The 13801-nt window shown below is 37.3% G+C and carries 12 protein-coding genes; 10 read left to right on the forward strand and 2 right to left on the reverse strand.

The window, feature by feature from the left end; genetic code table 11:
- Positions 1-90 precede the first annotated feature (90 nt).
- The 8 genes from AC5YGI_RS00645 (at position 91) to AC5YGI_RS00680 (ending at position 11021) form a co-directional block, all read left to right on the forward strand.
- Positions 91-2349 (forward strand): FIDD domain-containing protein, encoded by a 2259-nt coding sequence (locus AC5YGI_RS00645; RefSeq protein ID WP_330744993.1) that lies wholly within the window; start codon positions 91-93, stop codon positions 2347-2349.
- A gap of 122 nt (positions 2350-2471) precedes the next feature.
- Positions 2472-3098: an NAD(P)H-dependent oxidoreductase gene (locus AC5YGI_RS00650; protein WP_330744992.1), complete on the forward strand. Its 627-nt coding sequence runs from the start codon at positions 2472-2474 to the stop codon at positions 3096-3098.
- Between the two features lie 31 nt (positions 3099-3129).
- Positions 3130-4701 carry an L-aspartate oxidase gene (nadB, locus tag AC5YGI_RS00655; protein WP_137904406.1) on the forward strand — a complete coding sequence of 524 codons (1572 nt, stop codon included), beginning with the start codon at positions 3130-3132 and terminating at the stop codon, positions 4699-4701.
- Positions 4702-4714: 13 nt separating this feature from the next.
- On the forward strand, positions 4715-5575 hold the full coding sequence (nadC, locus tag AC5YGI_RS00660) for a carboxylating nicotinate-nucleotide diphosphorylase (protein ID WP_330744991.1): 861 nt from the start codon (positions 4715-4717) through the stop codon (positions 5573-5575).
- Positions 5576-5783: 208 nt separating this feature from the next.
- Positions 5784-8378 (forward strand): TonB-dependent receptor, encoded by a 2595-nt coding sequence (locus AC5YGI_RS00665; protein WP_330744990.1) that lies wholly within the window; start codon positions 5784-5786, stop codon positions 8376-8378.
- Positions 8379-8464: 86 nt separating this feature from the next.
- Entirely contained in the window at positions 8465-8896 is a 432-nt protein-coding gene (locus AC5YGI_RS00670) for a hypothetical protein (RefSeq protein ID WP_034691532.1), read from the forward strand.
- 66 nt (positions 8897-8962) lie between these two features.
- The gene (locus AC5YGI_RS00675) at positions 8963-9955 is read left to right on the forward strand and encodes an aspartate-semialdehyde dehydrogenase (RefSeq protein ID WP_496167292.1); all 993 of its coding nucleotides are present in this window, start codon (positions 8963-8965) and stop codon (positions 9953-9955) included.
- Positions 9956-10013: 58 nt separating this feature from the next.
- Complete coding sequence (locus tag AC5YGI_RS00680) at positions 10014-11021, forward strand: cation diffusion facilitator family transporter (RefSeq protein ID WP_330744989.1); 1008 nt, start codon at positions 10014-10016, stop codon at positions 11019-11021.
- An 8-nt stretch (positions 11022-11029) separates the two neighbouring features.
- Here the strand turns inward: AC5YGI_RS00680 and AC5YGI_RS00685 are convergent, their stop codons facing one another.
- Positions 11030-11476, reverse strand: a complete 447-nt coding sequence (locus tag AC5YGI_RS00685; RefSeq protein ID WP_202841741.1) for an exosortase F system-associated membrane protein — start codon at positions 11474-11476, stop codon at positions 11030-11032.
- Positions 11463-11993 carry an exosortase family protein XrtF gene (gene xrtF, locus AC5YGI_RS00690; protein ID WP_330744988.1) on the reverse strand — a complete coding sequence of 177 codons (531 nt, stop codon included), beginning with the start codon at positions 11991-11993 and terminating at the stop codon, positions 11463-11465. The genes AC5YGI_RS00685 and xrtF overlap by 14 nt, the downstream gene beginning before the upstream one ends.
- A 227-nt stretch (positions 11994-12220) precedes the next feature.
- On the opposite strand from xrtF, the gene AC5YGI_RS00695 reads away from it, so the two are divergent.
- Together AC5YGI_RS00695 and AC5YGI_RS00700 are read left to right on the forward strand one after the other, a co-directional pair.
- Complete coding sequence (locus tag AC5YGI_RS00695) at positions 12221-13240, forward strand: aminoglycoside phosphotransferase family protein (protein WP_330744987.1); 1020 nt, start codon at positions 12221-12223, stop codon at positions 13238-13240.
- A gap of 106 nt (positions 13241-13346) precedes the next feature.
- Positions 13347-13754 carry a RapZ C-terminal domain-containing protein gene (locus AC5YGI_RS00700; protein WP_330744986.1) on the forward strand — a complete coding sequence of 136 codons (408 nt, stop codon included), beginning with the start codon at positions 13347-13349 and terminating at the stop codon, positions 13752-13754.
- Positions 13755-13801 lie beyond the last annotated feature (47 nt).

The following is a 13801-nucleotide window of genomic DNA, read 5'->3' on the forward strand; positions in this document are numbered from 1 at the left end:
GATTGGGATCAGATATTAATTTTTCACTAATAATTTAAACTTAAAAAACAATTTTATATCAAGAAGCAATAACATCATAATCCATCCACTATGAAAAAAAATATACTCTTTTTTTTACTGGCTATCTTATTATGCCTGCCGGGAAGGTTTCTTTCGCAAACCTATCAACTTACCGGAAACCCTGTAAATACAACGGGCTGGGACCTTGTCTCTGATGCTGTAGTAAGCGGAGACTTTGTAAGACTGACAACCGATCAGACCAGCAGATACGGGGCCGTAAAATTATCCACTCCTATCACTCTGAGCTATTGTGATAAGTGGAAAGTGGAATTCGATTTCAGAATAGACGGAAACGGAACTACACAATTTGGAAAAGGAGACGGTTTTACCTTCTGGTATCTCGCTAATCCACCAACAGGATTTGTATCAGGAGGAGGACTGGGAATTCCGGCCAATGCTTCCGGGCTCATGGTTGGCTTTGATATCTTCAACAATACCACTGAAGGCCAGATGAGTAAAGTTCACATTCTTTATGGTACCAATAATACAGCCGGGAACAATATTGAGTTCAACACGACTCCGGGAAGTACTTTTCACTCTCCTGATCTTATTGCTACCAATCCGTTTGTAGGAGACACTTACAGACATGTTGAGGTAAATGGAGAAACAGATCTTACCAACCCGACAAACTGGATTATCAAAGTGAGAATAAACGGTGCTCTTATTGTAGATCAGTCTTTTGCTCCTTCCGGAGGTGCCGTAGGAATGTCGCAGGGATATTTTGGTTTCTCTGCAGCAACCGGAGGTGCCAGTGCAAGACATTCTATTAAAAATGTTAAGGTATTTGTAGATAAAGTTCCTATCCTAAGCAATACCATAACTCCATTCGTTTGTACAAATCCCGCTACAGGAAATGGTACAGTAGACCTTACTTCTTATAATTCCCAATTTGTAAATAATCCCGGAAATTATATTTTCACATATTATGTATTGGGAAGCTCAACGCCTATCGCCAATCCATCAAGTTTTCAATATTCAGGAAATACGACGATCAAAGTGGTAGTTAAGGATCCTACGTCTACTCTTTGCGATAATGGCGACGGTGTTATCCAGCTTAACCCCACACCATTTGCAGCAACAGATGCCAGTCTGACCGGATGTAATAACAATAATGCAGGGACAGCAACATTTGACCTCAACACAGCTGCTGTAACAACTGTTGCCGGAGTTACCAAAGAATTCTATCCTACTTTATACGACCTTAATAACGGTACGAACCAGATAACAAATCCTTCTGCCTATGCGTCTGCAGCAGCAACAATATATGTAAAAGTAACAACTCCTCAGGGATGTGTGAGTACTTCTAAAATTACATTGAATATTTACCCTGTTGTGGTTGTGAATGATGTTGAAATAAAATCCTGCTTTATTGAGACCAACCCGTCTATGGCATCCTTTAATCTTACAGGAGCTGTCGTTTCTCAGGGCGGACTTACAAAAGAATACTATCCATCGCTGACAGATGCCATCAGTGGAACCAATGCAATATCTACTCCGGCAGCATACATTGCTCCTAACGGTGTAGTTTATATTAAAGTATTCAGCTCAAACGGATGTTATTCTATTGCTAAAGTTACATTAACGGTAATCCCTCCTGTTTATTCAAGAACTTTGCTAGACAAGACAATTTGTATAGAAAATACAACTACTTTAGATGCAGGCGCAGGTTTCAAAAGCTACGAATGGAGCACAGGAGCTACTACTCAATCTATCAAAAATGTAGGGGTAGGAACTTACTGGGTAAAACTTAAAACCGGAGATTGTGTTGCAACCCAGAAAGTAACAGTATACCCTTCCGATAATCCGGTTATTACAACGGTTGATATTTCGGGAAGTACGGTAACAGTATATGCCAATGGCGGAACTCCTCCTTATCAGTATTCTATGGATAATATCAACTGGCAGGATTCCAATGTGTTTACCAATATTGCCAGAGGAGAAGCAAAAGTATATGTAAGAGACGGTTATAACTGCGTTCCTGTTGAAGTCAATATTACAGTACCTAACCTTATCAATATTATTACACCTAACGATGACGGCAAGAATGATTTTATAGATTATTCAGCTTTGGCCAATAAACAAAACCTGGAAATAGCCATCTTCGACAGGTATGGTTATAAAATGTTCCAGGCCGATAAAACCAATGGTTACAAATGGGCAGGAACTACCAATGGAAGTAAAAAAGTTCCTACAGGAAACTATTGGTATTCTGTTTCATGGAATGAAAATAATAAAAACAGTACTCCGATAAAATTCTCAGGCTGGATTGTTGTAAAGAACAGAGAATAATTACACTTTCCGACACATCAAAAGAATCACCCCGCCGGCCGGGGTGATTTTTTTGTATGAACAGGCAGGAGATATTTCATTTTAAAGACTCTTTATTCATATTCAATGCTTAAATTTGTCGTATGAATTATTTGGAAGCTTTAAGCAGAAGATATTCTGTAAAAAAATTCAATCATCAGATTATTCCTCAGGAAACCCTTCACAACATTCTTGAGTCAGGAAAGCTGTCTGCCAGTTCGCTGGGACTTCAGCCTTATAAAATTGTGATTGTTGAAAGCGAGGAGATGAAACAGAAATTAATTCCCGCCTTTTATAATCCATCTCAGATTTCCACCTGTTCTCATCTTATTGTTATTATTTCAAAAAAAATTATAGAAGAGAACTATATCCGGGGCTATTTTAATCATATTTCTGAAGTAAGGGATACTCCAATGGAAAAACTTGATCCTTTCAGAAACAGCATTAATCAGCATATTAACCAGAAAACACATGATGAAATTTTCAACTGGGCAGAAAAACAGTCTTATATAGTATTGGCCAATCTTATGTATGCCGCTGCTATTGAAAATATAGACTCCTGTCCTATGGAAGGTTTCCGCCAGGATCTTATAGAAGACATTCTGAAGATCAATCCTGAAACAGAAAAAGTAACCGTTACCCTCGCTTTAGGTTACCGCTCCGAAGAAGATCATTTCCAGCACATGAAAAAAGTAAGAAAACCAAACGAAAAATTGTTTAAATTTATTTAATATTTTAAACGATTGTACCTAAAGCCAGCATATGATAAAAGCGGATGTATTAGTAATCGGTTCCGGCATTTCCGGACTTTCCTATGCCATTAAAGTTTCTGAACAGCACCCTGATGCCAAAATCATTATTGTAACCAAGTCTGATGAAGACGAAAGCAATACCAAGTATGCACAAGGCGGTCTCGCCGTCGTTACAGATTTTCAGAATGACAATTTCCAGAAACATATAGATGATACCATGCGTGCCGGTGACGGTGAAAACAAACGTGACGTCGTAGAAATGGTGGTAAGAGAAGCTCCTGCGAGATTCAACGAAATTGTAGAATGGGGAGCACAGTTCGATATGAAGAACGGTAAATTTGCTTTAGGAAGAGAAGGAGGCCATACTGAAAACAGGATCGTACATCATAAAGATATTACAGGTTTTGAAATCGAAAGAGCTTTATTGGAAACTGCCAATAACAGTCCGAATATCGAAATCCTGGATCATCATTACGTTATTGATATCATTACACAGCACCATGTTCCCGGAAAGGAACTTAACGAAGGAGACATCCACTGCTACGGTGCTTACATTCTGGATGAGAAGTCCAAAACCATCAAAAAAATTACTTCTAAAATAACGCTTGCTGCCACAGGAGGCGCAGGACATGTTTACAAAAACACCACCAATCCTACGATTGCAACAGGGGACGGAATTGCTTTTGTTGCCCGTGCCAAAGGAAAGGTTTCCAATATGCAGTATTACCAGTTTCACCCGACAGCTCTGTACAGCAAAATGGATGGAATGTTGTTTTTGATTTCAGAAGCCGTTCGTGGAGACGGAGCAAAATTAAGAACCAAAAGGGGCGAAAAATTCATGCATAAATATGATGAACGTGAAGAATTAGCCTCAAGAGATATCGTTGCAAGAGCCATTGATGCCGAAATGAAAATTACCGGAGACGAATTTGTCGGCTTAGACTGCAAGGAAATGAACCATGAAAAATTCCTGGAACATTTCCCGAATATTTATAAAAAATGTAAAGATGAAGGAATTGATCCTTTCACTCAGCTGATTCCTGTTGTACCTGCCTGCCACTATTTAATGGGAGGTATCGAAGTAGACAGAGACGGACAATCCTCCATCAGAAATCTTTTTGCTGTGGGTGAATGTACCAACTCAGGACTACACGGTGCCAACAGGCTTGCTTCAAACTCTCTTCTTGAAGGTTTGGTTTTCGGGCATAATGCCGCGATGAAAACAGTAGAGCTTCTGAATGAAAACAGTTTCAACTTTGATGACCTGAAAGCCGTTCCGGAATGGAATGAAGAAGGTATGAAAATCATGGACGAAATGGTCATCGTAAGCTATCTCAGAAAGCAGCTTCAGGAAATGATGAGCGATCTGGTAGGAATTGTAAGAAGCAACAGACGTCTGAATATGGCACTACAAAAGCACCAGGAAATTGCCGCTGCTGTAGATGAAATATACCACTATTCTATTCTTTCCCCCCAATTATCGGAATTAAGAAACCTTACAACCGTTGCCCATCTCATCATTACCCAATCTATGGAAATGACGGAGAATAAAGGAGCATTTTACAATAAAGACTTAGCCTAACAGAAATCACACAATGAAAAGACCAGCATACGTAACAGATAAAGCATTAAAGACATTTATAAAAAACGCTCTTGAAGAAGATATTCAGGATGGGGATCACTCTACCCTATCTACTATTCCACAGGATCTTGTACAAAGTGCTAAACTTTTGGTAAAACAGGACTGTATTCTTGCAGGCGTTGAGCTGGCAGAAATTATTTTCCACACTTTTGACAAAAACCTGAAGGTTGAAGTTTTCATTAAAGATGGAACTCCATGTAAATTCGGAGATGTAGCGCTTATAGTTACGGGAAGTGCAAGATCTATCCTTTCTACTGAAAGATTTGTGCTCAACTGCATGCAGAGAATGAGCGGTATCGCTACCCTTACCCATGAGTGGGATTCTCGATTGGTAGGAACCAAAACTAAACTTTTAGATACAAGAAAAACGACTCCCAATTTCAGAATGTGTGAAAAATGGGCAGTGGCTATTGGCGGAGGAACCAATCACAGGTATGGTCTTTATGACATGATCATGCTGAAAGACAATCATATTGATTACAACGGAAGCATCACCAATGCAGTAGCAATGGCAAAGGATTACGTTAAAAAGAATAAGAAAAAGTTAAAAATAGAGGTTGAAACAAGAAATCTTGAAGAGGTACAGGAAGCTATCAATGCTAAAGTTGACAGAATCATGTTAGACAATATGGATGTAAAAACGATGAAGGAGGCTGTAAAAATGATCAACGGTTCTTGTGAATCTGAAGCATCAGGAGGAATTACCCGCGATATGCTGAAAGAAGTTGCCTCTACAGGTGTTACCTATATCTCTGTAGGAGCCCTTACCCACTCTGCTGAGAATATAGATTTGAGTCTCAAAGCAGTGAAATAGCGTTGAATTTTTAACAAAAACACCCCCAGTTTGTTAAAAATTCAATAACATGACTTTTTTCATACAAAAATTCAATTTTTAGCCACAATACTGATTTTTAACACTTTAACATTATTAAGACTGAGTAAAAATTAACATTGAGTTAATAATAGTTAAATTTAATTTTGCGAATTTTGCAGAAAATTAAATCTAATTATTACTAACGATTATGAAATTAATCAACAAATCGATACTAACTGCAGTAATTACTTTATCTACAGCTAGTGTTTATTACGCTCAACAAGTTCAGGACACAGTACAAAAGTCCAAAGATATTGAGGAGGTAATCTTAAGAGGTGTTACGGATATCGCTAAAGATAGAAAAACACCTGTTGCTGCATCTACAATTAAAGCGGCACAACTTGCAGAAAGATTAGGTAACCAAGAATTACCTGAGATTTTGAACACTACTCCATCTGTTTACGCTACAAAATCCGGAGGTGGTTTTGGTGATGGAGGTCTTACAATCAGAGGTTTCGAATCAAGAAACATCGCTGTAATGGTAAACGGTATGCCAGTTAACGATATGGAGGGTGGTACTGTTTATTTCTCAAACTGGACCGGATTATCCGATGTAACAAGTACATTACAGGTTCAGAGAGGTTTAGGGTCTTCTAAATTAGCTATTGCTTCTGTAGGAGGAACAGTAAACTTCCTTACCCGTTCTGCTGATATGAAAAAAGGAGGGGTAATCAGATTAGGTGTTGGTAACAACGACTATTTAAAAACTTCATTTTCTTACAATACAGGAAAATCTAAAGATGGTGTTTCAGCATCATTCTTAATGAGCAGACAAGCCGGAGGTACTTATATTGAAAATACAGATTATGAATCTTATGCATATTTCTTTGCATTAGGTTATGAAATCAACAAAAAGCATAACTTACAGTTTACCATAACATCTGCTCCTCAGTGGCACGATCAACGAACTTTTGCTCCAACAATTCAAAATTATATCAACTATAATCCTGAATATGATGGAAAAAGTCCTTACAGAAGATATAACTCTGACTTTGGTTACTACACTGATGCTTCAGGAAACAAAGTTGCTTTAGCAAACAGATCTAACTATTACTCTAAACCAGTAATGATGTTAAACTGGGACTGGACAATGAGTGAAAAGTCTAAATTAAGTACTGTTTTATACATGTCTAACGGTAGAGGTGGTGGAACAGGTGATTTAGGTAAAGTAGGAGGAAAAGGAATGACTGATTTCTACGATACGGCTGGTCACTTTAACTACGATGCTATTTTCGCAGCTAACGCAGCTGTTAACTTAAATACTGCGGGTGCTGGAAGTACTTTAATTCGTAGATCAAGTATCAACTCTCACAACTGGTATGGTATCTTAGCAAACTTCCAACATAAAATCAATGACAACTGGAATTTCTCGATAGGAACAGATGACAGATATTATTATGGTTACCATTATCAGGTTATTAGTGATCTTTATGGAGCAGCAGGATATAAAGACAAGGCAAACCAAAATTTTGCTCCAAGAATCGTAAGCAATACTTATGATTATAAAAAACTTAGCTGGAATCCTTTTGGAGGTAAACTAGCTCCATCTGAAGACCAGATTGGATATAGCAATGACGGAGAAGTTCTTTGGTATAGTGGATTTGCACAGGTAGAATATACTAAAGACAATCTATCTGCATTCTTACAAGGTTCCGTATCTAATCAAGGTTACCAGAGAATTGATAACTTTATAGTAGACGGAAGTACAGTAAAAGGTCAGACTGTAAACACGAAAACAGGATTTAAAAACCTTTTCGGATATAACATTAAAGGGGGAGCTAACTATAATATTAATGAACAACATAACGTTTTTGCTAACCTAGGATATTACAGCAAGCAACCTTTCCTTAACACAGTTTATCCAAGTAACCAACAACTTATTAATCCTTATCTGACTAACGAGAAAATTTCTTCTGCTGAAGTTGGATATGGATTCAGATCTGCAAAATTCACTGCAAATGTTAACGTATACAGAACACAGTGGAAAGACAGATGGTTGAGAAAAACAGGTCAGACTTTCACTTTAGCAGACGGTTCGACTACTACAGGTTACTCTGAAATCAATGGAATTACTGAAGTTCACCAGGGAGTAGAATTTGATGGAGTATACAGACCTAACCGTTTCTTGGAAGTTCAGGGGATGTTCTCTTGGGGAGATTACTATTATAAAGGAAATGCTAGTGTAGCTTCTTTCGATGATAACAACAATCCTGTTACTTTAGCTGGTTCAGCAGGTAACGAGCTATACCTAGATAAAGTAAAAGTAGGAGGTTCAAGCAATAACAGTATCCCTCAGATGACTGCATCATTAGGACTTACTGTAAAACCGGTAAAAGATCTTAATATCTTCGGAACATGGAGATATGTGGGTAAACTTTATTCTACTATTGATGCAGGAACATTTACTAACGTTTCTGCACAGGATAGAGGAGTATTGAAATTACCTGACTTCAACTTATTCGATGTAGGTTTCTCTTACAAAATCAGATTACAAAACGAAGCTCAGTACTTCACAATCGGAGCTAACGTTTACAACCTATTTGATACTGTATATATTTCTGATTCTGCTACAAGTGTATTTGCTGATGATAAACCAAAATATCTGGCTGATGGAAAAACACTTAATTCACAAAATCAGACTTACGAACAACTTGGTATGATGTACAAAGGTCTAGCAACTGGTAACCGTGCTTATTTCGGTTTCGGAACTACCTGGGCAGCAACATTATCATTCAACTTCTAATAATATCACAATATTAGATTTTCTCAATATCAATCCCGGCTTTGAGCCGGGATTTTTGTTATCTTTGTGTACAAAAAAATAGGATTATGGATTTTTACAACATTTTACTTAATGCCCATAAAGGTTTCGGGTATCTTGAAATTCTTTTGGTAACATTATTTGTTATTGCACTTTTGGCTACCATGTTCGGTTTCAGTGGAAAAGTGAACAAATTTTTGAAGAAAACAACACTTTTCACGATGATTTTCTTCCACGTTCAGTTTTTATTGGGAATCATTATGTTGATCACCACGTTCAGCAAAGGATTAAATATGGGAGAAGTAATGAAAAATGCGGCATTGAGATTCCAGTATGTTGAACATCCATTCTCTATGCTTATTGCGGCAGTTTTGATGACAATCGTCAACAAAAAAGTAAAATCCAATGATACTATTTCTTTAGGAGTAGTAATTATGGGACTGATTGCAGTAGGTTTATTTGCATTTGCATTCCCTTGGACAAGAGTTTTCGGGGCTTAAAAAGACAAAAAAATTATATGCGTTATAATTTATAAATAGTTTAATCTTAAATTTTTAATTAAATCAATGAAAGTAGCTGTAGTAGGTTCAACAGGAATGGTTGGACAAGTTATGCTTAAAGTTTTGGAGGAGAGAAACTTCCCTGTAACAGAATTAATCCCGGTAGCATCCGAAAGATCTGTAGGCAAGAAGGTGAAGTATAAACAGAAGGAATTTACCATCGTAAGCATGAAGGACGCTATAGCTGCCAAACCGGATATTGCTGTCTTCTCTGCAGGTGGATCTACTTCGCTTGAATTCGCTCCTCTGTTTGCAGAAGCAGGAACAACAGTAATTGATAATTCTTCTGCCTGGAGAATGGATCCTGACAAAAAATTAGTCGTTCCTGAAATCAATGCTGATGTTTTAACAAAAGAAGATAAAATCATTGCAAATCCGAATTGTTCTACCATTCAGTTGGTCATGGTTCTTGGGCCATTGAACAAAAAATATGATTTAAAAAGAGTGATTGTTTCTACTTACCAGTCTGTAACAGGAACAGGTAAAGCTGCTGTAGACCAGTTAAACGGTGAAATCAGCGGAGATGAATCTACTGAAAAAGTATATCCTTATCAGATCTTCAAAAATGCATTACCACACTGTGATGTATTTGCTGATGATGATTACACAAAAGAAGAGATCAAACTGATGAAGGAGCCTAAGAAGATTTTAGGAGACGATACCTTTAATTTAACAGCAACTGCTGTAAGAGTTCCGGTTCAGGGAGGACATTCTGAAAGTGTAAACATTGAATTCGAAAATGAATTCGAACTGGATGAAGTAAGAAAAATCTTATCTGAAACTCCTGGTGTCATTGTAATGGATGATGTGAAAAACAACCACTACCCGATGCCGTTATATTCAGAAGGAAAAGACGAAGTTTTCGTTGGAAGAATCAGAAGGGATTTGTCTCAGCCTAAAACGCTCAACCTCTGGATCGTTGCAGACAATCTGAGGAAAGGAGCAGCAACCAACGCTGTACAAATCGCAGAATACCTTGTAGCAAACAACTTAGTATAAACTAACAAAATTAAAAAGAGTCTCAGAATTGAGATTCTTTTTTTTATCAAACACAATTATGAACACCCAGAAAAATGCCCATAAAGAGAAAATAGGATTTCAGAAGCTCATCGCCACATTCGGAATCATCCTTTTTGTCGGAAAAATTATTGCATGGAAGCTAACCAATTCTGATGCTGTGTTTTCTGATGCTATGGAAAGTATCGTCAATGTCATCAGTGCATTCATGGGGCTCTATTCTCTCCATCTTGCAGCCAAACCTAAAGATGATGACCATCCGTATGGCCATGGAAAAGTAGAATTCGTAACTTCCGGTATTGAAGGAGCTTTGATTGCCATAGCCGGTGTTATGATCATCTATGAAGGTGTTCACAGTCTTATTGTAGGGAAAACGCTGAGCAAAATTGATCTTGGGATCTGGATTATTGCTGCCACCGCGGTTGTGAATTATCTTCTGGGATATATTTCCATAAAAAAAGGAGAAAGAGAAAATTCTCTGGTTCTTATTTCATCCGGTAAACATCTTCAGTCCGATACCATTACAACTCTAGGAGTAGTTGCCAGTTTAATTATTGTGTACTTCACCAGAATCTATTGGCTGGATTCCGCAGTAGCATTAAGTTTTGGGCTTTACATCATATTTGTAGGCTATAAAATCGTTCGAAAATCTCTGAGTGGTATTATGGATGAGCAGGATCCTGAAATATTAAATCAGGTGATTAAAATCCTTGAAGAAAACAGACAAACAGAATGGATTGATGTGCACAATATGAAAATCCAGCAATTCGGTTCCTCCTTACATATTGATGCGCATATTACCCTGCCATGGTATTATGACCTTCGTGATGCTCATGATGAAATGGAAAAAGTCATTATTCTCCTTGCCAAAAACATTAAACGTACGATTGAATTCAATTTTCATATGGATGACTGTAAACCAATTTCATGCCCGGTATGCCAGATCAAGGACTGCCCTGTCCGCGAAAAAGATTTCGTCAAACGTGTAGAATGGACTCCGGAAAATGTAACGAGTGTGGATAAACACACAATTATTGAGGAAGAATAAAATTCAGATTAGCTTTTCCTGCTTTCTTTACTGATCATCTGTTTTCTGTAATAAAACATCGGAACAATCAGCAGTATAATTAATGGCTGAATCACGAATCTCCTCATATAAAAGGAAAAAAGATATCCTATTTCAAATTTACTATGAATGCAATACAGATAAATCGGTAATGTAATGACAAAGACGACAATCATCATCACTGCTCCCTGTATTGTCCAGTCTTTATTTCTGAATAAACCGTAAATAATCAGACAGGAAAAAAAAAGATTTAAAATAAATCTGAAAACATGACCAGCAATCAGTCTTCCCCATTCGAAGGCAGGGAATTCAATATGTTTATTGGCTTCGTGAAAGTAGTCTAAAAAAGGGTCATAAAAAAGAGTTCCTTCCAAAGCTCTTACTCCTATCAATCCGCATACGCCTGCGATCACCAGAAACCAGCTAAGAATTTTCATGTTTTAAGGCAAAAAATTTAATCCAGATCAGCCAAAGGACAACTACACTTCCATACATAATAGCAGGAAAAATAAAATCGTGAAACATCTTTCCATATTCCTTATGGTCGGACATCACGATATTTAACCCTACTATTCTCAAAAGGTTTATCATGTATAATAACACTAGTCCTGCTCCCACAAAAACAAAAGTTTTCATTCCCTTATAAAAGGCAAAAACAAAAGATACAAATAAAATGATGACAGAAACGGCATTGCACCCTTCCACCATTCTTGTCACATAATTCTGTTTAACATAAAACCAAACCTGCTCGTTCTTTACATCGTCATAAAGTTCTGTAGGATAACCTATCGCGTTCTGCAGAGAAGTTACCTGACTGGCAATCATTCTTGAAAAAGAATCCAATCCGGAGTCTTTCCCACTATTCAGATAAAACTGATAGGCAAAAAGCAACACCAGGTAGATAACAATAAAACGCAATAAAATACCTAAAACAGGTTTAAAGTCTTTCAGCATACTACAAAGATAAAAATTAGCCTGTAATATCCTGAATTTGAATAAAGAAAGTTAAAAACCAAAAGTAAAAAACAACCGATCTGGCCTATAAGGCTTAAAATTTTTCATAAAAACATTCAATAAAATCAAAATTCTACACCACCATTCTCATGCTCTTCCACCTTCTTAATCACTTCTTTACACTATAATTTCCAACTCACGTTAATTTAGTATATTTGTTCCATATTATGACTTCTGAAAACGCAAAACGATTTTTTGAAAACCATGTAGGTAAAAAATCTTCCGAATTCGGCACATTAGCTCAAAGCGGCTCCGCGAGGGTCAATTTTCTGGCCGCTGCCGGTACCGAGAAATACATTATCACGTACAATGAAAATATCCCGGAAAATGAAAGTTTTCTTTACTATTCCCAGATATTCTCAGATCTGAGCCTTAATACTCCTTCCATCCTTGCTGTTTCAGAGGACAGAAAGATGTATATCCAGGAATTTTTGGGGCAGCAAACTCTTTCTGAGGTAATTGCAAAAGATCACTTGTCTCCCACTGTACAATCTTTGGTTAAGCAGACCTTAGAAAAGCTTTACCAACTGCAGATGCAGACCCAGGGTAAAATCGACTTTTCCAGAACCTTTGAATATGAAAGCTATGATGAGCTTCCTGTGATTCATGATTTGTATTACTTTAAAAATTTTGTCGCCGATTTTCTGGAGCTTGAATACAACAAGTCGACTCTCCTTAAAGAGTTCAAAAAAATTGCTGTACTTATTGAAAATCTTGACCCTAAAGGAATTATGATCCGCGATTTTCAGGCAAGAAATATCATGGTGAATGAAAGAAATGAGGTCTCTTTCATCGATTACCAATCGGCAATGAAAGGACCATTAATGTATGATGTCATCTCTTTTCTTTTTCAGGCTAAAGCTAATTTCCCGGACGATTTCAAACAGGAAATGCTGGAATATTATATTGAGCAGTTTGAAGATACTGAAACAAAGGTTCAGTTAAGAAATGCAGTGATGCCTATTCAAATGATGCGATTTCTGCAAGTCTTGGGAGCCTACGGATTCCGGGGGATGATACAGAGGAAACAGCATTTCATGGCCAGTCTGGAGCAAGGAATTCAGAATATTACTCAATTTGCAGACTCATGGCAACAGATGAACAATTACCCGGAACTGCAGAAAGTAATTCAGCAACTGACCTCAGAGAAGGCAAAGCAAAAAATTGAGGAAATAATAAATAAGTAAGTCTTCGGCTCCGCTCAGACTGACAGATCGAAATATCTGAGCAGATACAAAGCAATTTTAAGATAACTAAATAAACCTTAATGGTTTAAAAAAGATAAAAAAGAATATGCTACACATCGAGATACACAGTTTTTCATACAAAAAAGGAGGAATCCCTAAAGACAACTCAGGAAATGGCGGAGGGTTCGCTTTCGACTGCCGCGGAATTTTAAATCCGGGAAGAGTTGAAGAATATAAAATCCAGACCGGAAATGACATAGGAGTTCAGGAATATCTGGAAACAAAAACGGAAATGCCAAAGTTTTTAGAACTGGTAAAATCTCTCGTTTCCATCAATATTGATAATTATTTGGAAAGAGGCTTTGAACATCTGCAGATTAATTTCGGATGTACAGGCGGACAGCACAGATCGGTATATTGTGCTATAAAAATTGCAGAATTTATCAAAGAAAAATATCCTGAAGGTACTGAGGTCACCCTTCAACACGATGAACAACCGCAACTGAATAAATAAACGATAAGTGATCATTGATAAATGATTTAATTTCATTTATTGATGAT

This window comes from Chryseobacterium sp. CS3K3.1, assembly GCF_059515165.1.